The following is a 22,472-nucleotide window of genomic DNA, read 5'->3' as shown; positions in this document are numbered from 1 at the left end:
ACGTTAAGCGCATTATTTAACCAATCTTGGTTCGTAAGGGGTTGATTTTGCGTCAGTGGCTATCGCTTTTAAGTTGTCGCTCTTGCAGTATCGCATTTAGGTTATCCGATTAAGGTCAAACCTCTGAAAATGCCGTATAGCGCGGGAGTACACCCTATTGCTATAGGTAAGTCTGTTCAAAAAACAGGCTTACCGTACAATAATTCTCTATATCCAAACTGACCCCTGGTAGCTCCCTCGTGCGCTCTCCTGTTCCTGCCTTTCGGTTTACCGGTGTCATTCCGCTGTTATGGCCGCGTTTGTCTCATTCCACGCCTGACACTCAGTTCCGGGGTTAGAGGGCCAGTCGTGTAAAAAACCACGTTAGCCGACTATTTATTTGAATAACATAATATTTTAACTGATATGCCAGCGTTCATCCTGACTTATCTGAACAGGGCTCCGCCTGTAAAATGTGAAAGATAGAAAGGTAATTATTTATAATAAAATTAAATAATTTCAATTTTCTCTTCAGAATATACACTGACAGTGTGAAAAAACCCCCGTTATCACGGGGATTTTCCTGTAGATAATACGTTACCTGACTTGCTTAGAAGGCGCAAAGCGCAGTATCAAAATACCGGCCAGAGCGGCCAGTATGGACCCTGCCAGAACCCCCACCTTGACCTCATCAACGAGCAGAGGGCTGCCTGTAAAGGCCAGATTGCCGATAAACAGGCTCATGGTAAAACCAATCCCACACAGTACCGAGACACCATAAACCTGTAACCAGGTACTTTTCTCTGGTCGTTTCGCCAGGCCCAGGCTGACGGCCAGTAGCGACAGGCCAAAGATACCTGCCTGTTTACCCAAAAACAGGCCCAGCGCCACGCCTACCGGAACCGGCGACAACAGGTCATTCATCGTCATGCCCGACAACGCGACGCCCGCATTGGCGAAGCCAAACAGCGGCAGTATCATAAACGTGACCCAGGGGTTGATGGCATGCTCAAGCCTGTCCAGAGGCACTTCATCAGCCGCATTCCTGGTTCGCAGCGGGATAAAGAACGCCAGCAGGATACCCGCGACGGTGGCATGCACGCCTGACTGAAGCATGAAAAACCACAGTACTCCCCCCGTCAGCAGATAGGGCAGCAGGCGCGTCACGCCGGCACGGTTCAGGCTAAACAGCAGAGCAACCATTGCCGCTGCACCACCCAGCATCAGAAGCGAAATGTTGCTGGTATAGAAGAGCGCGATGATAGCCACCGCCCCCATGTCATCCAGAATAGCCAGCGCCGACAGGAAAATTTTTAGCGAGACTGGCACACGACTGCCCAGTAAGGCGAGTACACCGAGCGCAAAAGCAATATCCGTGGCCGCCGGGATGGCCCAGCCGGAAAGGGTTTCGTCATGACCGGCATTAAACCCCACGTAAATCAGGGCAGGTACGGCCAGACCACCCAGTGCGGCAAAGCCCGGCAACGCACGCTGGCTCCAGGTGGCTAACTGGCCGGTGACAAGCTCACGCTTGATTTCCAGCCCGACCATCATAAAGAATACGGCCATCAGGGCATCGTTTATCCAGTGCTCAACGGACAGGCCTGCTGTTTTGTATTTCAGGAGTGTTTCATAACCTTCCCTGAGGGGCGAATTGGCCACGATGATAGCGGCTGCCGAAGCAATAATAAGCACAATACCGCCCGCTACAGGTGAACTGAAAAAATTAGAAACGGGCTTGATAACTTTTCTGGTTAATCCGATTGGGTTTTCTGTCACTTAATCTCCCCCTGAGATGTTGACTTACGAATTGTGAATCAGGCAACCCAGAGACTGTGCACTCCAAAAATGCAATGCACAGCCTGATTGACTGATGTAAGAAATTTAGATAATTAAATTAATAAGTTAAATTCGGTCGGTCTGTGGTTACATTTTATCATGCACCGTCAGGTAAATGGCCGCCTTCAGGTAAATTATCGTAAAGCGAAGCCTTGGCGGGGCTAGGGTGCGTTTCCATTCTGAGAAATTTGCTCAGTCTGTTTCCAGAACATGGCTGAAATTTACTATCCGCCGCGTGTCAGTAAATAGTATCTGTCAGTAAGAGCTGGCAACGTAAACTGACACGGGTAGTGATGGAAAATGATTACACAGGACACCGTTTGCAGACAGATGCTGCTCTGAGCCGCATTATCCTGAAAAGCCTGAACAGCAGCTGATGGATAATTATCCGTCCATGCCGGTGACGAATGGCTGTCAGAAAAGACATACCACAGGTCAAAATGGCGCATTTCGTTAAGGAAGGTGCGAACAAGTCCCTGATATGAGATCATGTTTGTCATCTGGAGCCATGGAACAGGGTTCATCATGAGTCATCAACTTACCTTCGCCGACAGTGAATTCAGCAGTAAGCGCCGTCAGACCAGAAAAGAGATTTTCTTGTCCCGCATGGAGCAGATTCTGCCATGGCAAAACATGGTGGAAGTCATCGAGCCGTTTTACCCCAAGGCTGGTAATGGCCGGCGACCTTATCCGCTGGAAACCATGCTACGCATTCACTGCATGCAGCATTGGTACAACCTGAGCGATGGCGCGATGGAAGATGCTCTGTACGAAATCGCCTCCATGCGTCTGTTTGCCCGGTTATCCCTGGATAGCGCCTTGCCGGACCGCACCACCATCATGAATTTCCGCCACCTGCTGGAGCAGCATCAACTGGCCCGCCAATTGTTCAAGACCATCAATCGCTGGCTGGCCGAAGCAGGCGTCATGATGACTCAAGGCACCTTGGTCGATGCCACCATCATTGAGGCACCCAGCTCGACCAAGAACAAAGAGCAGCAACGCGATCCGGAGATGCATCAGACCAAGAAAGGCAATCAGTGGCACTTTGGCATGAAGGCCCACATTGGTGTCGATGCCAAGAGTGGCCTGACCCACAGCCTAGTCACCACCGCGGCCAACGAGCATGACCTCAATCAGCTGGGTAATCTGCTGCATGGAGAGGAGCAATTTGTCTCAGCCGATGCCGGCTACCAAGGGGCGCCACAGCGCGAGGAGCTGGCCGAGGTGGATGTGGACTGGCTGATCGCCGAGCGCCCCGGCAAGGTAAGAACCTTGAAACAGCATCCACGCAAGAACAAAACGGCCATCAACATCGAATACATGAAAGCCAGCATCCGGGCCAAGGTGGAGCACCCATTTCGCATCATCAAGCGACAGTTCGGCTTCGTGAAAGCCAGATACAAGGGGTTGCTGAAAAACGATAACCAACTGGCGATGTTATTCACGCTGGCCAACCTGTTTCGGGCGGACCAAATGATACGTCAGTGGGAGAGATCTCACTAAAAACTGGGGATAACACCTTAAATGGCGAAGAAACGGTCTAAATAGGCTGATTCAAGGCATTTACGGGAGAAAAAATCGGCTCAAACATGAAGAAATGAAATGACTGAGTCAGCCGAGAAGAATTTCCCCGCTTATTCGCACCTTCCCTAGCTGATGGTACTGAACATATAATACAGTTCTATGAGGAAGTGCCTGTCATGTTGATATACCTTTTATCCGCAGGTTTAACTTTGTTCTTTTATTTCATACCCTTAAAACTTTTCTTTAATAAAAAATTAAAATTACAATTACAGCAAAAACAAAGGAAAGATATTTAGACGGCTAATACCTGAGATGAATAAGTCAACAACCAACGGATATCCGTCAACGAGATCAGTTTAACCAATTTATTGAACACTCATAACCCAAATAATCATGCGACTGCGCGCTGCCACGGAAACGCGTAAAAATCAGAACTGAAAGAGGGAAGACGGATGACGGACCAGAAACACAATGATGCCTATTCGCGCTGGTTAATTGAATAGGCAGACAGAGAAGAAAAGGAAGAATTCTCGCGTTCGTTCAGCAGACTGAAATGCATCCTGTTAAATATCGTGGTGTTCGGTATCATTTCACTGGGCGTTTGCCTGGCTGTTCAGCAGGTGACGCATTGACATCCACCCCGGCACAGTCCGCTGAAGGAATGGCAGTTCCGTTCACCACATTTGCTAAGACATCAGGACTTACTTTGTAATCTGGAAGTACATCGAAGTTGCAACAATAGTACTCTATTGCGTGACGTAGATTCGTGACGTATAGTTACTGCAACTTTTTTGTTTATAACTACCGTCAGGTACAAAATTATGTCTCCCGTACAAGCTAAACAAAAGCAGCATGAACGCTACGAAGCCGTAGCGGTGCAGGTTTTGCGTGGTCGTGCCGGTTACAAACCTGCCGTGAAAAGCCGCTTCAGTAAGTCAGCTAGCAGCAAATTCTCTCATACTATCGCTTTTGCCTGATCCTGGACTTTGAGGCACAATAAACCATCATTCGCTGATGGTTTTTTTATGCCTGTTCAAGACGTTATTCCCCCCTATGAGCAGATGTACCTGCTAAATCAGCAGCTGATCTGCAACGCTGACCAGTTCAAACATGCCGTTATCACAGTTGGCGGTCAGGCTGTGCAATACTGGATATCCTATTATCATGCACAATACGGCGACAGATTGCCTGATGAGCGCCTCACCACATCTGTTGACTGCGACTACAGCGCCCGGAAAGATGATATTGCGGCTATAGCAAAAACGCTCAACGTTAAGACGTGGGAGAACAAAGACGGTCAGCCCCCATCCCTTGCGCAGTTTATGCTTATCGATCAGGATACACACGATATCAAACGGGATGATGGACGCTTATTTGCCGTACCGGATGCGCCTGACGAGCCAAATGTGGTGGATATTATCGACCGCCCCGGAGGCTTTGACCGTTCTGATTTTCAGGGGAAAAAGCTTTACCTGTATACCGCCCCGTTTTATGTAGAAGCAACCGGCCCCGGCATGCCTGAAATGAATGAAAAGGTAAGGGTATTGAACCCTGTTGCCTGTATGCGCTCGCGCTTTAGCAATCTGATTGCCTTGCGCCGTGATGCTGAAATTGAAATTGCGCGTATTAACGCGCTCAAGATCCCGTGTTATTTCTTTCTCATCGAACAGTTTGATGAACAGCCGTTCAAAGTTGCACGAGGAATCTTTATGGATTTATGGAGGCTCGCGAATGACGAAAGCTGTCTGCGCCATCAGGCCTTCTGGCATAGCTGGCAGGGGCCGCTTCTTGAAGGGCAACAAAGTAACAACATCACTCTGATTGATGTGTTGGAAGGCGTACATGTATACCTGGAAGGGCATCTTGATGACTTTGAAATACCGGAAGCCTTTGTCACCAAAGAAGTACCGCTAAAGCTCGCACAGCTGCGTGAACGCTGGGAGCGTTACGTGGTACTCAATGCTGAATGGGCAGCAAGAGGGCGCAGGGGATTTGAACGTAATCCCCGTGATGATTAGCCTCCTTTGGGCTGAAAAATTTGCGCATGTGCAAATCACCGGAGCACACGCTAATAGGCCGTTCAGAAGGTGAGCGTCAGGCCACTCTGAAAATTGACCGCACCATGCTGCAGAACGGCATTGACCGCAATACCGTCATGAAAATGACCGGTCTGACTGAAGACGACCTGGCGCAGATCCGCCACTAATCCCCCTTTCCTGGCACTCCCTGTCCGGCCATAAGCGTAAACTGATGGGACAGGGAGATATTACACTCCGGCTCTGCCTGCCAGCCACAGCGACTTAACAGCTTCATTACCCCTGCTACGCTCCCTGTCAGACGTGCTGTCAGCGGATTTGTCTGCTGGCCATTGTCGTCAAAAGCGGCATCGAGGTTTGTCCGTAAGAGATAAACGCCGTTTACTCCAGGATTGAGTACCAAGGCATATCGCCCGGCCCATTCTCTGTCGCTCATTACGCGGTAATTCCAGCCCATGTCTTTCGCTGTTTCCAGCGCATACGTCAGCCGGAACATGTCGTTCTGTTCAGTCAACTCGCCGCTGCAGGAGCGCCAGACATAGTCCAGTTTGTCTGCCAGCTTTGCTCTCACACCCAGCAAACGCCCCTGATTCAGTAACCACCCGATATCCTGTGCCACATCGCGCGAGAATCGCCGTTGCTTCAGTGCTGCCGCGAGCCAGCGGGTGAGAAAGAGATTTTCCTGTGCGGGAGAGATCTCTCCCTGCTCCTGTCTGGCCAGTGCCAGCGCGACCAGTGCACACCATGCCAGATGGCCTGTTTTTTCTGTCAGCGTCATAACAGGTACCTCCCTTCAGTCTTACTGATTCCCTGGTCTTAAATCTCTGTTGTTCAGCTCTGTACAGTCGGTCTCAGCTGCCAGGTTGCGCCACCAAAACAGGTCAGACCGACCACCTGCTCCCAGGTTTCCTTCTGCTCCAGATGCTTCTCCAGCGCATGAAAATCGGCATGGCTGAGCACGATATCTTCCCGTTCACCGGGCGACTCCAGGATATACCCCTCAGGTATCCGCGCTGACGATTCAGCGGCCTGTCGTGACGATATGCGCCAGAAGGTTTTGATGCATCCTCCGCGAGTAAGGGCATCGAGGATGATATGTTCGGCAACGCGCATGCAGAACTCCGGTTAACAGTATTTCAGATGCCGGCATTCAGCCGGAGGGCCTCATCATGGCGCGTAATTCCTCAACGGACAACGGCTTTGCCTCGTTGCCCCGATGGATCATGGCATGGCAGTTCGGGCACAACGGGACCAGCTCGTTGACCGGGTCAATCTGATAGTCAGGTCCGAGTGTTCTCAGCGGCCGGATATGATGAACGTGGATAAATCCTTTCCCGTGCTCACCCCAGGTTCTCTCAAAATCGAATCCGCAGCACTGACAGACGGCACCATGATACGCGATACAGGCCCGCCGTGCGGCCGGGTCGCGTTCATACGCATTGATGGTGATGGATTTTGTGGCGCCCTCGATATAGCTGCCGGCGACGGACAGCTCTTCGGGATATGGACTGGCAGTAAAGTCAGCGTACCAGACGGCGCCCTCTTTTCTCAGAAAGCGTTTTTCCAGCCGGCGTTCGAAATCCTGAATGACCGCGACGTCCGGCGCATCGGTACGGGCGGCCTGCACCATGTTGAAGGTGTACAGGTCGTATCCCCTGAGGATGTAGCCGATATGCTCAACCGCCTGGGTGTAGCCGGGGTTTTTCCTGAGTCTGGCGTTGTATTCCCAGTCTTCACGCAGGATAACAGCGCGCTCCTGGTCACGCTCAACGTCCCACGCCCCGAAGATGACCAGCTGGTCGTCATGGTTGATAAAAGACCAGCTCCAGGTCCAGTTACGACAGGTGGCCCCCCGGCTCTGGATGAATTGTTTGCGGTTCATTATCTGCTCTGTTTCCGTTCAGCTCCGGGCTCGTATTTTACATGGATAAGCTCGCTATCCGGACTCTGACATCGAATAATTCATGATTCCGAACAGAAAACGTCACCGATTTTTTAACAATTAACCAACAATAGATTTCTGGAATTGTCGTACAGGCTTCTCAGTCCAGCGTTAGCACACGTCACGTTCAGGGTACGCCGGGGACGGTTTTAAGATGCGCGCCAGCGCATGGGAGGCGCTACGCGCCGGAGACTCCCGCAGCGAAGCGAGGACGAAAAAAGCATTACGGCTTCAGCCGTAATAATCCCCCTTCCTGCTAAGCCCAAAACAACTCCGCTAAAAACGATACAGAAGCCTCTGTGCGCGGTCGGAGTGGTCACGACAAGGCGAGAGCCGCAGTCGGGGCGTATCTCCGCGTTAGCGGGCCGTGAGGGCCGCTTACGAGCGTGTACACCAGAACCCAAAGCCACACCACTCACAGCTACGACAAAATCTAGTTACAACATCCGCCATTTTAAAGCGATGCATTACCCCGGCCGTTGGCCGGGGTGGGGCGCCGCTTTTCAGTGGCGGTCAGGTGGGCACAGGAGCAACTGAAGCGTCAGCGTTCTCCGGTGGTGAGAGGCGAGGTTTCTGCTTTTGTGTTGTGGTTAATGCGTTGATGAGGACGGCACTGATGCCGTTTGCAGGGGATTCACCCGGATGCTGTAACTAACCAGTGAGGTGTTGCCGATATGCCCGCCGCATGGCGGCGGGAGGTACTTCTGGTATTCCGAACCGGCGCGGACGTCAGTCCGCTGCAAGGGCGGTCATTTTCATGAGCCTGTCCACAGGGCAGGCGACGAACAGGTTATGTATTTATAAGAGATAAAGATTATGTATTTAAAAGAAGTACAGAGCAGATGTTTAAAGGGAACCACGCACTCTGAAACGTCACCGACTGGCGCTCTGTAGGCATTACGGTTGTAACCTTATGGAAAAGTCCCTTGCAGTTATTGGTGGATAACTGAATTCAGCGACCAAAAGTGACGCAGGTGATAAATTTTCTGGCCATATTTGCGCAGGGAAGCCCGGGATTCTGACGGGCGAAAGGATACGGTTGGTCAGATAATAATCAGTGGCGGACTGCAGACGTGCGAATACCTCCGGCGCCGGCCGGATTTTTTTCGGGGTGAGGGTTATATCGGGACTGTGGCCAGCCGCGTGTAGTTGTTGCCGCGCGACATCAGCATGCGCTCTTTCACACGCCGCTCAAGCTCCCGCTTCATGGCATCGAGACCACCGATAAAGCGACCGCTGGCGTACTCACGCGTCAGCTGCTGCTTCACCAGCGTCACGATATCCTGGCGCGTTCTGTCCGCATCACGGCGCGCACGGGCGCGTTTCAGGCCATGTGATTTACGTTCGGACTGATAGCTGCGAAACCGCTCACGCACAAAGCGCCAGGCCTTCGCTATCAGCTCATCCATTTCCAGCGGCAGCAGGCTCTGCTTTTTACGCTGCAGATTTTCCCACTCCACGCGGCTGCGGCGCGCAGCCAGCACTGCCACGTCAGAAACATCCAGTGCGGAGAACAGGGCCGGGGTGAACGTGATATCTGTCGGGATGTTGCAGCCAATCTGCGGGTCATATTCGGTCTGGTACGTAATCAGCCCCAGCTCCGCCATAAACTTTAGCGCCCTTGTGGCGCGGGTAATAGACAGATTGCCGCCCTTCGACTCGGTCGCCAGCCCGCACTCGATGGCCAGATTGGTGATGGAGCGCTGTACCCGGTTGGCCAGCGGGTCGTAATGAAAGCACAATCCCTGCAGCAGCGCATCGATAGCACGCCGGCGCAGCAGCGGTGGCATCCGGTGACGCTTACCCAGCGAACGGGCAAAAGCAACATGAACGGAAAAATCAAAACAGGACGTGAAGCCTTCGGCTTTCGCCATCAGCTTACGACAGAACGGCAGCGTCTTCTTTCCTTCACGCGGCGTGAACACCGGATTCGGGTTTTTGACCTGCCGGTAATGTGAGAACAGCGTCTGAACGTCAGTCACACCTTCCCGCGCTTATGTTGCACGGAAGGAGTAAATGGCACAGAAACAGGTATTGAACTTTTCTGAGCATAAAACTATACTCCCTGCATAGAGCAACAGCTTCTATACAGTTTAAGTAGGCCCCGTTAATCTTCTTCTAGTCGCCAAACCTGCTGAAGATTATCGGGGTTTTTGCTTTTCTGGTCCCGGGTAGACACCTCATCAGAACCAGTTCCCTGCCACCTTACGGCGTGGCCAGCCATCAAAATTCTTTAAACGACAGTAATCTAGCATCTAAAAATAAAACACTCAAGAAAGTAAGCCCATCAGCTAATTTTTCGTTTCTGTGCTTCACTTTCGATTAAAGCAGTCAAAACCTCAGCTTGGGTAAGTCCATCCTGTTCACACATACTCAAAAGATATCCTTTAAGTCGTGGCTCAAGAAAAACTTTTACCTCTTTGAGTAAGGCTCTTTTACGAGCTACTGACTGTCTTTGTTTCTCAGCATCGGTAAGAGGGTTACCTTTACGATACTGACGCTTTGCTTTCGATGAGGAAGTTACTGCATTTTCGATCTGCGACATCTCTGCCTCCTCAAGGATCAAATCTGGATCTTTGCAGAGAATACTACAGAATATTTAAATCAGCGACTTACTTTATGAACGTAACCCGCGTTGGCGCACGGTTTACGTCCGGGGATTGTTTATGGCAGTGTCAGTACGTCTGTTTCCAGTCCGTTCCCTTCGACCAGCGGGATGACCAGTGCTGCAGATAGCTTTGGGCTACAACAGGGTCATCCCACACGACCAGCACGTTCTCTGAATTCGAACGGTCAGCAGCCCGACTGAAGTTGAACGAACCGACCTCCGTATTACGCCCGTCAGCGATGATCACTTTGTCGTGTAGGATCTTATAGGTATCCACTGTCCGGACAGGAATACCCGCGCTGACCAGCAGATTCATGGCGGCCCGGCTGGCTTTGTTGCGCTCGCCGGTATTGGCTTTGTGGTCCAGAACAACTTTCACATCCACGCCCCGCTGTCTGGCTCTGACAAGCGCACCGGCCACATCCGGAGACGTGAAGGAATACCCCATCAGCCGGATTTCCTGTTCTGCGGTCGTAATGGTTTTCAGAACCAGCTGCAGGGCTGTCCCTTCCGGGGAAAACCCGGTCTCGATGTTCGCGGCATAAACGGCCGGTAAGGGTGCGCACAGGCTCAGGCTGACCAGCCCGGGCAGACACCATCTGCGGAGAGTACGATTTATTTTCACAGTATTTCCTTCACTGGATGTATTCAGAAACGCCGGGGGCGGGGGAAACTGGTTTTTCCCCGTCTCCGGGGTTGGACAACGACGCCATGCGGAGGCGTCAGGCTTTTGTGGTCTGTCGGAACCAGTAGCAGACCGGACCGTCGCAGGTCGCGTGGACAGAGCCCAGGAACCAGCCATCCTCATCCGGCAGCTCCGGTATCCAGCCACGGGCATCCGGGGCTTCATCAGTTAATCCGTCAGCAAACGCTTCAGGCGCTTCATCGCGCATTGTCATCACGAAGCACAGCAGTCCGTGGGTTTTCAGCCAGTAGCGGAATTCTGCCGGGGTTTCGCAGCCGCTGCGCGCCAGCGCAGGATGCGTCCAGTCCCCCTGTTCATCACGTTTTACTTCGGCGGCGATAATCATTTTTTGCTCTCCTTGTGCTCTGTCTGGCCGGTTGCTGTTTCCGTAACGTCTGCTGGTGCTGCCGTCTTTTCTTCCATCCTGTTTGTCAGGAATTCACTGACCTTTTCGACCAGCTTGTCTGAGTTCCATCCCCGCAGCAGGGGAATCCCCGACTGTTTCAGTATCTCTTCCAGAAGAATATCGCGCCGGATGCGGTGCTTTTTCAGATGCGAGGCATCATCAAGCTCAATTGCCGCAACAATCTCGAATGTACCGCTTTCAATCACTACCACATCGCAGTGCCACTGTGATGCCATACTGAATAACTTCCACCACATCCTTGAACGTTGTTTTATTCGCGGGGAAAGTGTGGCGAGGTCTGCCACTCTCACCTGTGGACACAGCAACCAGCGGTCGCGGTTAACCACACTTAATAATGCGGTAAAAAAACGCTGTTCCTTTGCCGTCAGCAGAACTTTGTTGCCTTCCCAGAGGTGCTGACGACACAGCAGACTCTCAGCTTCGGAAGGCTGAAAACCGGCCTCTTTGAGTGCCTGTAAAGAGGGAGAAGGTTCACCCGTCCCCCTTCTTTTCAGAATAAGTCCCAGCAGACAGACCAGACCGAGAAAAATAGCCACCGCACCACCCAATATTAAGAATTTCGCCACACGTCACCTCCCTGAATTTTCGATTTATTCCCAATCACTTCTTTCACCGCTCTGTCCCTCGCCTGATGCACCATGCCTCTGCCGGCAGCCTGACAAGCAAGGCGCGGCTGAAGGCATTCGGTAATCCTCTAAATAACAGAATAACTGTTGCTCTGCGCGCAGAATAAAATATCTGAACATATTGATTCCTTTTCAGATGAAAATAACATTCCAGCCGTCTTACTTTTATTATCGCCAGACCACTGTTTTCTCATACACGGCAATCACACCACGCCTGATTAATTCCTCCTTAACGCGCCCATAAAGCGCCATGCCTTTTGTATTACCGGACAGGGATTTAATATAATTCATCAGGGATGAAGTATTCGCGGGGCGGTTCCCCGCAGATTTTTTACTTAATGACTGGACTTTATCGGTCAGGCGCAGTACTTCATCGTTACTGATTACCACAGGTGCCGTCTTCGGCTTCTCTGCAGAGTACGGTAATGATATACGGCAACATCGTCTCCCTGCCCTGCATAGCGCGTCAATCACACCATCATAGCCTTTATCATTCGAGATAATATGAAATATCGTCTCTTCCGGTGCAGTCGCGCTAAGTCTTCCCAGTTCAAACACCAGATGGAAGTCCACATTATTTTTTGACACATTCGCAACCTGGAATACGCTTACCGATATATCACCTGCATACGTTACAGCTGGAAAACGTATAAACTCCTGCTGAGGCCCGGTAAATAAAATAAGACGTTCATAACGGGACAGACTGATACTTTCAAGTGTACCAATATTTTCATAATCTACGAGAGCAATAATTTTTTCAGTCATCATCATCCAGAATCTGTCAGCACGGACAGTCATGATGCCGCAGCCTGTAATGCGGCAAAATATTAAATGAATACCTGTTGCTATTTCAGGCATACCCTCAGCTAATTTTCGTTACATCTATTAGCTGAGGATTCCCGGGTATATTTATCAGAAATGGGTAAATATAATTAAAGGGTCTGACTCATCTTTCGTTCAGCCCGCAGCAGCTCTTTCATCATACGCTCACCGGCGTACTTCGCTTCATCGGCTGTAACGGTGGCCACAATATTTCCCTGCAGGTCATAGCGGGAGGTACCTTCCCGCATCCGGGACAGATAACCCGCCGACCGGGTCAGGCTTTTCAGGCACTTAATCACCTGCTTATGCGACAGCGGCAGGTCGCGCTCCGCGATATCGGCAAACAGCTGTTCACGCATCCCGGTTGCCAGCAGGCGCGGGGCGTTACCCTCAAACAGCTGCGGCCAGAACGCCTTCAGGGTCATGATAGCCTGCTCCGGCGGCAGCAGCTGAAGATAACGAACAGGAGGCGGAGTCTTTGCTGCTTTCACCGCTTCTTCTGCTGTCTGGCGTGCAGCGGCTTCGGCAGTCTTTTTCGCCTGCTCCAGCTTCTCTTTCTTGACCTTCCAGGCGGGCGGCGTCGAGACCACCACGACTTTTTTGCGGCGAACGACGCCCGGTGTGCTTGTGACATCCGTTCCTGTGCTTTCCGCCGCAGGCTTTCGTTTGAGGCTCAGTACAGGGCGTTTTTCTTCTGCCATAACAATTGCCTATAGTTCAGTTCAGATAATAAAGGTTACTATACCTGAACGGCATCGCCCTTTCCTGTTCCTGAGAAATAAGGGCGGTGGTTCCGTTTGTAACGCGTTTGGACACCATGTCATTTCCCGGATGACCTCCGGGATTTTTTACATCGTCGCCACTATCCCCAGCACCGCCAGGTGCACGGCATAGAACATCACAAAGAAATGCCGTGGCCAGAACCGTTTAATCTCCCCTCCGACCGATGAACACACCATTAATACGAGAATCGCTATGGCCAGCCCGGCCAGTGATTCACCGGCGTCATTCGGGTTCATCAGTAACACCATGATGGCCCACAACACCCCGCACCCGAGTCGCTCCCGCGAAGTCTGTGCGCGGCAGAGCAGCCAGCTGACGGTGAGCATGGCCACCCCGGCCATGCCGTAGCTGCCACAGGAGAACGGTATCCAGACGGCAACGATGGCCATGGCGGCGAAGGTGTAACGCCAGAACGGCAGGCTGAACCACCGCAGCGCCTGACCGGTGACGGCAAAGGCGAACAGGATATTCCCTGCGTACCACGGATATCCGATGAGCATGAACGGCACCTGGGCGACCAGCGCCCAGCCCCAGAGGCTGTTCAGCTGCGACTGGCGGATATCCGCGTGCCGGGCCAGATTCATCCCCCAGACCAGACCGAACAGCGGAAAGCAGCCCCGCCCCAGCAGGCGCATGAGCTCGTTGTTATGGGTCAGCAGGAGTCCCGTGTGGTCAATAACCATCAGAACCAGCGCCACCGTTTTGATGATATCTGTCTGCCCGGGCGTCCAGGCCAGCAGAGCCTTAAGCCAGCGGTCTGCGGCGCTGACGCGTATTACATGTGTTGTCATCGTTATTCCCTTTTTATCCCTGATATTGCTGTGCCTGACAAAAACTGCAGGCGCGTCAGTCGCCGCCGAGGGTTTTCTCCCGGTTCAGGTCGCGCACCATGTCCCGCTCCATCTGCTGCAGACGCTCGCGCTGCAGACTCTCTGAGGCGACCTGCTGTATCGCGGCCTCCTGGCGTCGCGTCTGTGGGTCATCCGGCAGCCGTGTTTTCTCTTCGCCCGGGCGGTCACGTTCCAGACCGCGAATCACGTCCCCGATAACCTCTTTTATCCGCTCGCCTGGCTCGCCCGCTTTCTTCTCCTCCCCGGCTACTTCCCGGGTGGCCTGTTCCGCCTGCTTTTCCATCTCCCGGCGCTGTGCCTCTTCTGCAGCACGCTGTGCCAGCACTTCCGGCGGGAGCGGGATGTCAGTACCGGTATCAGGGAGCGGAGGATTCGGCAGGGGATCAGCCCAGATGCGACCGCCGGTGATGGCCTCCGGGTTCCAGGGGCGGTCATCTCCGGCCAGCCGGACAACCACCCCGCTGTCGGGGTTATCACGTGCAATCCTGACGCCTTCGCCCATATTTCCGGCCAGCAGACTTTCGCCGTTGCGGCTGCTCTGCAGGGCGACAAACCGGGCCGTTTCATCCCCCATAATCCGCCCCTCGCCCCCGATGGCCTCCAGCCGCCCGTCCCTGTCGGTCAGCGGACTGAGCCAGATACCGGCCTCTTTGCCGTTTTTATCGAATGCCGGCAGGGCCACATGTGGCTGCGGGTATTTTTTACCGGGTGAGATGAATTTACCCGGAGAGCGGCCTCTGGCCAGACCTGACTGTTGCAGGGCAGCGCGGCCTGCGGCGGTTTCATCCAGCGGCTGTGCACGACCATAGAGCTGACCGGCATTCTTCACCGCCCGGGCGTTCTGCGGTTCGAGCACGTCATGCGCACTGGCCTTCTCCTGAGAACGGCTGACCGCTGTGGTCCAGCCCTCCCGGTTGTCGGTGTAGACCTGCGCGTGCTGTTTCATGCGCGACAGCGCCACGTAGGCCGACTCAAAGCTGACCAGCGCTTTCCGGCGCCCTTCCACGCCTTCGAGTGCGATGGCGAAAGGTTCGCTGGCCCCCTGCGCGCCGTGGGCGGTGATGGCGTAGGCAAGGTCGATGTGGCGCTGCGCTTCATCGGCCTTCGGGTTCAGTGTGCGGGTGGTTTTACCGTCAGACAGCGTGACACTGTCACCCGAGACCGTTTTCACCTCCCACACGCTGTTGGCGACGTAACCCCGCTCCGGGTCGCTTTTGCTGAAGCGCATCCGGTCACCCTGTGAGACGGTGATGTGCTCCGGGCGATAGAGCGTGACGCCCTCCGCTGAGGCCTCCCGGGGAGAGAGAAGACGAATGTTACCCTCATTGTCCTTAAGGGTGATGAGCTGGTTCTCCTTATCGACGCTCTCAATCCGCTGGTAGGTGTTATCCAGAAGAGCCACTGCCCCCTGATGCTCTGACCAGGTGGACAGCTTACGCAGCTCACCGTCACGGATATTGCTCGTGACCAGTACCGGCAGGGTCACCTCCTCTTTACTGACCTCGCCATTCTGTACACGCGCATCATGGATGAGCCCGTTGAGCGCCCGGCGGTCTGCGTTCAGATGCGTGATGATGAGCGTACTCGCCTGCGCCGCCGGGGTGCGCCCGGTGTAGTCCTTCACAATCGCATCATGAAGGGACACTGGCGTGCCAGGCGGTATTTCCTTACCCTCCTTCAACGCATCCTGTATCGCTTTCTCCTGTGCCGGCGTGAATTCTGTGACCGAGTTTTCAGGTACCCAGGCGCCGTCCTTTCTGGGCACCTGCTCAGGCGTGACCTGCTCAATAGTGGACAGCGCACGGCTGATATCCCGGTCAATCAGGCTGTAGACCGCCGGTCTCAGCTCAGGCACCTGGCGCACGATTTCTTTCATGATGGCCACATCAGCCGCGCTGCGCTGTTGCATCAGACGGAACGGCTGGCCCGGCGCGATGGACTGCAGCTGGTCGGTATCGCCGCTGAGTACGGCACGGCCTCCCCCGGCCGCAATCAGGGAGAGCGCTTTCGCGGTGTCTGCCAGCCCGACCATCGAGCTCTCATCGAGCAGGAACAGCGTGTTGCTGAAATCCGGCGTCTGGCCGTTGCGCTGCTGCAGCTGCGTGTCGTGAAGGAATGAGGCGGTCGTCTGCGCGTCGACGCCGGCGCTCTGCATCTCGCCCACGGCGCGGTGTGTCGGCCCCAGACCAATGACGCGCGGGCGCGTCTCTTCCGGCAGCAGGCTGATGGCGCTCATCACAGCTTTGAACTGCGTGGTTTTCCCCACCCCGGCATAGCCCTGAACCACAGTGAACCGGTCCGGGGTCTCGAGTATCATCCGGGTTGCCGCACGCTGTCCGGCGGTCAGGTCTGTCATGAGGCTGCCCGGCACCCGGCCCATCAGCGGTGCCACCGCATCCTTACCTTCCAGCACCCGCGTCAGGACGCTTTTCTCCGCATCCCAGGTCTGGCGGGAAATCAGCAGGTCATTGCCGTGGCCGGAGGCCACCGGCACATTCAGCAGACTGCCTGCCTTAATCTGCGCCTGAATGGTTGCCTCTATGTCCTTCATCGGGACTTTGCCGTCGCCGGTTTCCAGAGCTGCGGCCAGCAACTGCGGCCGGGTAAAGGTCAGGCTGTTGCTCTCCAGCAGCGGGATGGAAAGGTGAACAGCCTGCTCTGCCGGGGTATGCAGTCCGGCTTTCTGCTGTGCGATGGCCGCCTCCAGGTCTGCTTCTCCCGAGCGGGCCTTCAGCTGCTCTGAGACCACACTGAACGCGGTGTGGCGCGCCAGTTTCTCTGTGGTGCGGGCCGCGTCCTGCGCCGAGTACAGCCGGATATGGTTCCCGCTCTGCGCCAGCTGGTTGAGCGTGGCATTGTCGAGTTCGCGCTGCGTGACCGAGGCAAAGACGGTCGCCGTCTCGCTGACCGACCGGCCGGGACTCTCCACCCAGCCGTGGCCGACCTTGATACCGTCAAACGGGCTGCTGCCGACAGGAAGCGTCTGCGTGGTTTTCTGCCCGGGCCGCTGAACCGTCAGCTGCCCGGCTTCCGCTTTCAGCACCGTGACACTTTCCCCGCCCTTCAGGCGCGTGTCGGGGATTTTCCCGAGTACCGCCAGACGTTCGCCCTCTGCCACCGGCAGCTTATCCGTGCGAAACAGCGTCCACTGGCTGTCGACGGCGGAGACTTTCAGGTCCAGACGCTCCCCCTCGCGGTCTTTCAGGGTCAGCATGTTGCTGCTGGCCGTCACACGGTCAATGACAAAGCGGTCATGCTTTCGGGCCTCAGGGTCCCACCGCTCCATGACCATGCCCTCACGGTAAAAGTCCCGCACTCCCCGGCTCTTACTGTCCAGCCACACCGGCGTCAGCGCGGTCACCGCCATGTCCCGGTTGCCGAGCGCCCCCTCATTTTTGAGGGTGTCGCGGATAACGTTGTTCAGGACATTCTGCTCACGCGTGCCGCTGATTTGCGCCACGCTCTCCTGCCCTTCGCGCACGCTGGCGGCAAACTCCTGTGCCAGCCGGCTGTAGCGCGCACTCTTGTCCGGCTCACTGATGATGTCTGCCGTCGCCTGTTTTCCGCCCTGCCACCGGTAGGTGTTCACGCCGCTGTCTTTCAGGACTGTCAGCGCGCTCCCGGTTCCACTGCGCTTGCCGCTGTCGGAGAGCAGGACCTGCACGTTATGGCGCATGGCGCCATCGAGCAGGGAAATCGTCTCCTTCAGGCTCAGCTTCTCTGCCTGGTCGACAATTAAGGTCCCGCCCGGGATAAACGCCGTCCCGTCCTGCAGGGCAGATTTGCCTGTGACGGTTTCTCCGGCCAGTCGCGCATCCCCGGCAAGAAATTCCCGGGAGCGATTATCGGCGGCGAGGATATGCACGTCGCGCCCCTGCTCCCGGGCCATCAGCGTCAGCTCGGCCACCCGCTCCCGCTGGCCTGCCGCGCCGCCCTGACCGGCGACAATCCCCATCGCCGGACGGTCCTGCGCCAGGACGCTGACCGCATCGCTGAAGGGTTTTTCGCGCACAACACCGGCATCCGGCGTGACGGAGACGTGGTTCTGCCGCTGGATTTCCTGGCTGAGCGCTTTCACAGAGAGCTCATCAAGGACGTGAATGTTTGAGGTGAACAGGCCTTTCTCCCGGTCGAGCGGGATAAGCTGCTCCCGTTCAATCGCCGCATCGATGCCCGTCCGCGCCAGTTCAAACACCCCCGGCTTTGCCTCCAGCTGGCCAACCGTGCGCGCCAGCACATCGGCATACGTAAACTGCACCTTGCGGTCGCTGAGACCGGCAATGGCCCGGGTCACCACATCCGTGATATCCGGCCCGTCGGTCTTCTCCGGCGCTACGGGTGCGCGGGCCAGCTCTGCTGCATGCGCGTCAGCAGCTTCACGGTAGCCACGGATGTCGAAGCCGGTCTCCTTCAGCGTGTTCATCCACTCCACCATCTTCTCTGCCGGATCGATGGCTTCCTTCGACTTGCGGGTATCGAGCGCGGCCACATCCCGGGACTTCAGGGACGCATCGGGTCCTGCCGCCTCCCTGAGCTCCTGGCTGCGCGTGGAAAACGCCTCTACCGGCACGTCCTTCATCTCCCACATGCCGTGCTTGCCCACCACCTTTGTCTCATACCCGAGCTTTTCCACCAGGGGTTTCAGCGCCTCCCGGTAGAGTTTCCCGAAGGCTGTCTGGTTAGCGTACACATTCTCGATAAAACCCGTTTTACCAACCGTATCGGTGCCGAGAGACTGCCACTTGTCCCCGTTCTGCGTGGCATTGATAACGACGGCATGGGTGTGCAGCTGCGGCTCCTGATTACGGTTCGTATCGTGGTTGAATTTCGCCACAATCAGATTGCCGGTCAGTACCGTTTCGCTTTTTCCGTCCGTCATGACACGGGTTGCCGCCAGAGTCTCCAGCTGTTTCACGGCTACCGTCACCGCCTGGTTGTGGGCATCGATAAGACGTTTATCACCGCCCAGCATCGCCATCACCGACACGCTTTTGGGCGCCGAAAAGGTCAGGTCATAACCCGGCCGGTGCTTATTGGCGCCGTCCTGCATCCGGGTCAGGTCGCTGCCATCCGGCAGTTTCCCTTTCAGTAGTTCGGTGAACACGGCCTTGTCGACCGCTTTTCCGTCCAGACCCAGCGCTTCCGCCCCTTTGCCCTGCCAGCGTTCCTCCATGCTGCCGATGACGTAGTAATTGTCTTTGTCTGTATAGTAATTACTGGCACTCCCGGCCGACTTGACGGAGCCAATCGACATCATCAGAAATTCCCTCCAATCTCAATATCATCCTGCTCATCGCGGCGGTGGCTGTGGTTAATGTTGACCTCTTCACGCCGCTGCATCTCGCGCTGCGTCTGCTCATCAGCCAGCCAGGCGTCATACGCCTGCATGTCTTCGATTTCACCGTCCTCATTCATGCCAGCCGGCATCATCTCCTGTCCCTGCTCTGCAGGCTGCTGAGCCAACTCCTGTTCGGTGCCGCCGGTCGTGGCCGTCGCCGCAGCAGAAGACCCTGTCGCGCTGGCAGCAGCAGTAGTGGTGGCTGCCGGTACAGGACGGGTTAACGGTACGGTCGTGACTTTAGCCTGTGGCGCTTCTGACGCCTTAACGGATGGCTGTGCGGCCAGCGTTTCAGCTGTCGACGCGGACTTCACGGGTGCAGGTGAGACCGGGGCGCTTTCCGGCTCTGGCTGTCCGGGCGATGTCCTGCTGTCTGCATCACTCTGTTCAGGCTCCGGCGCATCCGGCGTGAAAAGCGCCCGCGCCAGACTGCCTTCGGCCTCCCGCGCTTCCAGCAGAGCACTAAGCCGTGCATCCACCCGCGTATCGAGAGTGCGCTGAATAAATCCCTCAGCAATTTTCGGGCGCGGTTTGTATTTGAGAGCGAGCTTCACAGCCGGATACGGCCCGGGCAGCGTGACATAGCAGGACAGGTCCGGCAGCGTCTGAATATCGGAGTAGCTGACCAGCGTTTCACGCTCTTTTTCTTTCCCGGTCGATACCCCGTCACGCACCGGGTCTGCACCGTAGGAGTACTGTTCGCTGGCCTTGAGGATTTCCTTCTCACCAATCTCACCGGCGGCAAACTCCGCTATTTCCCTGCTGGGAGAACGGAAGAAGGCCCGGGTGTTCATCACGTCAAAGAGCGTGGCGGCGGGTTTCACGCCATAGATGTCTTCCAGCTGGGCGTAGGACTGAATACCAAACACATAGCAGCCGCCGAACTTACGCGCTTCCGGCAGGATTTCGACCAGGTCCGGCAGCTTGTGCAGCGTGGGAAGCTCATCAGCAAAAATCCACACGCGCCGGTTGCGGTTCTCCCCCATAGCCAGCAGACCCCGGATAGCAATCGACAGCCACATGGAGATAACGGGCTTCAGGGAAGCATGCGTGTCTGCATTGGAGGAGATGAACAGCCAGCCATTGGGCCTGTCCTCACGCACACCGCGCATCCAGTCCCGGATAGTGAACGGCTCGCCATTCTTCTCAATGCCCTGCAGGTAGCGGATGGCCTTGACGTAGTTGGTCAGCACCGCACGGATACTGATAGCGGTTTTCTCAATTTTTTCTTCCACCAGGTTCGCCGCCGGGGTGTTCTGCAGATAGGCGCGCAGCTTGTCGATTTTGATGGAGAGCATGGTATCAACCAGCTTCTCGTAGCTGCGGTCCTTGTCTTCGCGCATCAGATACGCGCCTTCGGCAAAGATGGTGCGCCCTGAACCCTGCCAGAACGGGTCCTCTTTGGTGCCCATCGGGATAAGGGTGTTCGAAACGTTATCGAAGTCCGGCAGCGTCAGGCACTCTTTCCACAAATCCCACGCGGCACAGCGCGAGTCCAGCGGGTTGAGGATTTTATCGAGCGACGGGTCGTAGTAGCTTTTGACAAACTCACAGGAGCGGTCGTAGATGATGGCCATATCGCCCCGGGCGCGGACGTAGTTCAGCAGACGGCGTATCACCTCAGACTTACCGGAGCCCACGGTACCGTGGAGACAGAAGTTCTGGATTTCAGAGTTCAGCAGTATCGGCAGGTCGCCAATTTTAATGTCCGAGGCCATACCATCACGCTTCATCTGGCGGGCCACTTCTTTGGGCTTGTCGGAAAGCTGGCGCCCGCCGGTATTCTCATCCTCACTCTGCTGCTTACCCTGACGTCCCAGCACCCAGCTGGCGACAAAGAACGTCACGATACAGATAACGAGGGAAACCACGGCCGCAAACACAAAACTGGTCCACAGCTGCTCACCGCACCAGATAGTGTATTTATCGGCCAGGATTTGTTCTGAGGTATATTCCAGCGACTGGCCGTAATACTGAATGGTGTAGACGGGCTGGGAGCGAATAATATCGCGCATGGGACCGAGCGTCGTACACCACCAGTACACGCAGCCGTTAACAAACGTCTGCCAGCTGAGCCGGTACATCAGCATCAGGCCACATAACACCCAGAATAAAATAAACAGCACATAAAATATAATATTGGCAATCTGACCGAACATACGGAAACGCATATTGGCGATCTGACCGCCCTGCGTCATATCTTTGGCATTAAAACTCATGGCAATAATCCGTCAGTAAACCATTGAGGAAGGAATGCCGGATAGCAGAAAGCTAGCCGGCAGAAGGTAATTGCTGTGTGATTAAATCATTCCGCCGATGGCGGCAACACCTCACAGGTGCACAATAAATTGCACACCAGCTCACCGTTTAAGATAAAAATAGAAATGAAGATCTTGCCGAGTGAGCTTAACTAATCCGTACTTAATACCCGGACAGTTAAACTCAAAGAATAACTCATTGAACTGTCTTTGTTTCTTTACCCTTGATAGATTCCAGCAACGAGGTCAGGGCGGTCAGTTGATAGCGATTAAGATCGACATTCATGTAAATCATAAGGCCGAATGACAACACAATAGTTAAGATACAGGAGTAAATCGGACCATAAACAAAGAGCGAACATATCACGATCAGCGTGGCATAGCCGATCAGGTACGTAAACAGGTACCCCCTGAACTTGGTGGAAATAAACCGACACAGCACTGACGTGTCGCGAAAAGATTCGGGGATCGAAAGATATAAAGCCCTGGCGTTAACAACGTTTAGCATGATAAAAAGCCCGGCAGCAAATCCAATTACGACCGAAGCTGCGATGGCAGTACGTGCAACATTAGGCGGATCTAAAAGAAACATTTTCCACCCATATAATATCAAAGGCAAGCCAACCATCCAGACCATTATTGAAAGTCCTGGCCAGAAACATCGCCACATATTAGGAACTTCTACATCACCATTTTTAAAATTAATTTTAAGCCTTTCAACTTCCTGTAATATCTGCTTGTTTGATATCAT

Annotated in this window: 19 protein-coding genes and 3 pseudogenes; 5 read left to right on the top strand and 17 right to left on the bottom strand. The window is 54.7% G+C overall.

All coding sequences use genetic code 11. From position 1 onward, the window contains the following. Window positions 1-576 precede the first annotated feature (576 nt). Entirely contained in the window at window positions 577-1,758 is a 1,182-nt protein-coding gene (nhaA, locus tag CDA56_RS30570) for a Na+/H+ antiporter NhaA (protein ID WP_004194048.1), read from the bottom strand. Window positions 1,759-2,343: 585 nt separating this feature from the next. Here nhaA and CDA56_RS30560 point away from each other — a divergent pair. The 4 genes and pseudogenes from CDA56_RS30560 to CDA56_RS31130 form a co-directional block, all read left to right on the top strand. Then, complete coding sequence (locus tag CDA56_RS30560) at window positions 2,344-3,324, top strand: IS5-like element IS5 family transposase (protein ID WP_000019402.1); 981 nt, start codon at window positions 2,344-2,346, stop codon at window positions 3,322-3,324. Window positions 3,325-4,166: 842 nt separating this feature from the next. Further along, window positions 4,167-4,322 carry a hypothetical protein gene (locus CDA56_RS31135; RefSeq protein WP_001404092.1) on the top strand — a complete coding sequence of 52 codons (156 nt, stop codon included), beginning with the start codon at window positions 4,167-4,169 and terminating at the stop codon, window positions 4,320-4,322. A gap of 48 nt (window positions 4,323-4,370) precedes the next feature. Next, on the top strand, window positions 4,371-5,363 hold the full coding sequence (locus tag CDA56_RS30555) for a hypothetical protein (protein WP_001145103.1): 993 nt from the start codon (window positions 4,371-4,373) through the stop codon (window positions 5,361-5,363). A 56-nt stretch (window positions 5,364-5,419) separates the two neighbouring features. Then, window positions 5,420-5,551, top strand: a pseudogene (locus CDA56_RS31130) (ISNCY family transposase); the annotation flags it as partial. Here CDA56_RS31130 and CDA56_RS30550 read toward each other — a convergent pair. The 5 genes from CDA56_RS30550 to tap form a co-directional block, all read right to left on the bottom strand. Next, a complete protein-coding gene (locus CDA56_RS30550) occupies window positions 5,548-6,159 on the bottom strand; it encodes a DUF2913 family protein (RefSeq protein WP_064362872.1) in 612 nt (203 codons plus the stop codon). The pseudogene CDA56_RS31130 and the gene CDA56_RS30550 overlap by 4 nt on opposite strands. A 53-nt stretch (window positions 6,160-6,212) precedes the next feature. After that, complete coding sequence (locus tag CDA56_RS30545) at window positions 6,213-6,494, bottom strand: hypothetical protein (RefSeq protein ID WP_064362873.1); 282 nt, start codon at window positions 6,492-6,494, stop codon at window positions 6,213-6,215. A 37-nt stretch (window positions 6,495-6,531) separates the two neighbouring features. Then, window positions 6,532-7,263 (bottom strand): HNH endonuclease, encoded by a 732-nt coding sequence (locus tag CDA56_RS30540; protein WP_064362876.1) that lies wholly within the window; start codon window positions 7,261-7,263, stop codon window positions 6,532-6,534. A gap of 1,178 nt (window positions 7,264-8,441) precedes the next feature. Further along, window positions 8,442-9,305: an incFII family plasmid replication initiator RepA gene (gene repA, locus CDA56_RS30530; protein WP_104011515.1), complete on the bottom strand. Its 864-nt coding sequence runs from the start codon at window positions 9,303-9,305 to the stop codon at window positions 8,442-8,444. Further along, a complete protein-coding gene (gene tap / locus CDA56_RS30525) occupies window positions 9,298-9,375 on the bottom strand; it encodes a RepA leader peptide Tap (protein WP_020323529.1) in 78 nt (25 codons plus the stop codon). Before tap ends, repA begins: the two co-directional genes overlap by 8 nt. An 82-nt stretch (window positions 9,376-9,457) precedes the next feature. Here tap and CDA56_RS31485 point away from each other — a divergent pair. Further along, window positions 9,458-9,565: pseudogene (locus tag CDA56_RS31485) on the top strand (replication protein RepA); the annotation flags it as partial. Window positions 9,566-9,610: 45 nt separating this feature from the next. On the opposite strand, the gene CDA56_RS30520 reads toward CDA56_RS31485, so the two are convergent. The 11 genes and pseudogenes from CDA56_RS30520 to CDA56_RS30475 form a co-directional block, all read right to left on the bottom strand. Then, window positions 9,611-9,868: a replication regulatory protein RepA gene (locus CDA56_RS30520; RefSeq protein WP_064362881.1), complete on the bottom strand. Its 258-nt coding sequence runs from the start codon at window positions 9,866-9,868 to the stop codon at window positions 9,611-9,613. Window positions 9,869-9,998: 130 nt separating this feature from the next. Continuing rightward, window positions 9,999-10,550: a phospholipase D family nuclease gene (locus CDA56_RS30515; protein WP_064362931.1), complete on the bottom strand. Its 552-nt coding sequence runs from the start codon at window positions 10,548-10,550 to the stop codon at window positions 9,999-10,001. 103 nt (window positions 10,551-10,653) lie between these two features. Then, a complete protein-coding gene (locus CDA56_RS30510) occupies window positions 10,654-10,962 on the bottom strand; it encodes a hypothetical protein (protein ID WP_064362883.1) in 309 nt (102 codons plus the stop codon). Next, window positions 10,959-11,609 (bottom strand): DUF2726 domain-containing protein, encoded by a 651-nt coding sequence (locus CDA56_RS30505; protein ID WP_064362885.1) that lies wholly within the window; start codon window positions 11,607-11,609, stop codon window positions 10,959-10,961. Before CDA56_RS30505 ends, CDA56_RS30510 begins: the two co-directional genes overlap by 4 nt. 43 nt (window positions 11,610-11,652) lie before the next feature. After that, window positions 11,653-11,739: pseudogene (locus CDA56_RS31630) on the bottom strand (hypothetical protein); the annotation flags it as partial. A 98-nt stretch (window positions 11,740-11,837) separates the two neighbouring features. Next, window positions 11,838-12,440: a PIN domain-containing protein gene (locus tag CDA56_RS30500; protein ID WP_162825428.1), complete on the bottom strand. Its 603-nt coding sequence runs from the start codon at window positions 12,438-12,440 to the stop codon at window positions 11,838-11,840. A 161-nt stretch (window positions 12,441-12,601) separates the two neighbouring features. Further along, complete coding sequence (locus tag CDA56_RS30495) at window positions 12,602-13,192, bottom strand: fertility inhibition protein FinO (RefSeq protein WP_064362887.1); 591 nt, start codon at window positions 13,190-13,192, stop codon at window positions 12,602-12,604. Between the two features lie 147 nt (window positions 13,193-13,339). After that, on the bottom strand, window positions 13,340-14,065 hold the full coding sequence (gene traX, locus CDA56_RS30490) for a type-F conjugative transfer system pilin acetylase TraX (protein ID WP_064362888.1): 726 nt from the start codon (window positions 14,063-14,065) through the stop codon (window positions 13,340-13,342). A 55-nt stretch (window positions 14,066-14,120) separates the two neighbouring features. After that, complete coding sequence (gene traI, locus CDA56_RS30485) at window positions 14,121-19,382, bottom strand: conjugative transfer relaxase/helicase TraI (protein ID WP_064362890.1); 5,262 nt, start codon at window positions 19,380-19,382, stop codon at window positions 14,121-14,123. After that, window positions 19,382-21,682 carry a type IV conjugative transfer system coupling protein TraD gene (gene traD, locus CDA56_RS30480; RefSeq protein ID WP_064174013.1) on the bottom strand — a complete coding sequence of 767 codons (2,301 nt, stop codon included), beginning with the start codon at window positions 21,680-21,682 and terminating at the stop codon, window positions 19,382-19,384. The genes traI and traD overlap by 1 nt, the downstream gene beginning before the upstream one ends. A 235-nt stretch (window positions 21,683-21,917) precedes the next feature. After that, complete coding sequence (locus tag CDA56_RS30475) at window positions 21,918-22,358, bottom strand: conjugal transfer protein TraS (RefSeq protein ID WP_224313869.1); 441 nt, start codon at window positions 22,356-22,358, stop codon at window positions 21,918-21,920. Between the last annotated feature and the right edge of the window lie 114 nt (window positions 22,359-22,472).

Origin of the sequence: Klebsiella michiganensis (assembly GCF_002925905.1) — a bacterium.
GTDB lineage: Bacteria > Pseudomonadota > Gammaproteobacteria > Enterobacterales > Enterobacteriaceae > Klebsiella > Klebsiella michiganensis.
Note: the sequence above shows the minus strand (reverse complement) of the source record. Positions and strands in the feature narration are given on the sequence as shown.

Coding starts and splice junctions, on each gene's coding strand:
- CDA56_RS30560 (WP_000019402.1), top strand. CDS start 2,344: ATGAGTCATCAACTTACCTTCGCCGACAGTGAATTCAGCAGTAAGCGC.
- CDA56_RS31135 (WP_001404092.1), top strand. CDS start 4,167: ATGTCTCCCGTACAAGCTAAACAAAAGCAGCATGAACGCTACGAAGCC.
- CDA56_RS30555 (WP_001145103.1), top strand. CDS start 4,371: ATGCCTGTTCAAGACGTTATTCCCCCCTATGAGCAGATGTACCTGCTA.
- CDA56_RS30550 (WP_064362872.1), bottom strand. CDS start 6,159: ATGACGCTGACAGAAAAAACAGGCCATCTGGCATGGTGTGCACTGGTC.
- CDA56_RS30545 (WP_064362873.1), bottom strand. CDS start 6,494: ATGCGCGTTGCCGAACATATCATCCTCGATGCCCTTACTCGCGGAGGA.
- CDA56_RS30540 (WP_064362876.1), bottom strand. CDS start 7,263: ATGAACCGCAAACAATTCATCCAGAGCCGGGGGGCCACCTGTCGTAAC.
- tap (WP_020323529.1), bottom strand. CDS start 9,375: ATGCTCAGAAAAGTTCAATACCTGTTTCTGTGCCATTTACTCCTTCCG.
- CDA56_RS30520 (WP_064362881.1), bottom strand. CDS start 9,868: ATGTCGCAGATCGAAAATGCAGTAACTTCCTCATCGAAAGCAAAGCGT.
- CDA56_RS30510 (WP_064362883.1), bottom strand. CDS start 10,962: ATGATTATCGCCGCCGAAGTAAAACGTGATGAACAGGGGGACTGGACG.
- CDA56_RS30500 (WP_162825428.1), bottom strand. CDS start 12,440: ATGATGATGACTGAAAAAATTATTGCTCTCGTAGATTATGAAAATATT.
- CDA56_RS30495 (WP_064362887.1), bottom strand. CDS start 13,192: ATGGCAGAAGAAAAACGCCCTGTACTGAGCCTCAAACGAAAGCCTGCG.
- traX (WP_064362888.1), bottom strand. CDS start 14,065: ATGACAACACATGTAATACGCGTCAGCGCCGCAGACCGCTGGCTTAAG.
- traI (WP_064362890.1), bottom strand. CDS start 19,382: ATGATGTCGATTGGCTCCGTCAAGTCGGCCGGGAGTGCCAGTAATTAC.
- traD (WP_064174013.1), bottom strand. CDS start 21,682: ATGAGTTTTAATGCCAAAGATATGACGCAGGGCGGTCAGATCGCCAAT.
- CDA56_RS30475 (WP_224313869.1), bottom strand. CDS start 22,358: ATGGTCTGGATGGTTGGCTTGCCTTTGATATTATATGGGTGGAAAATG.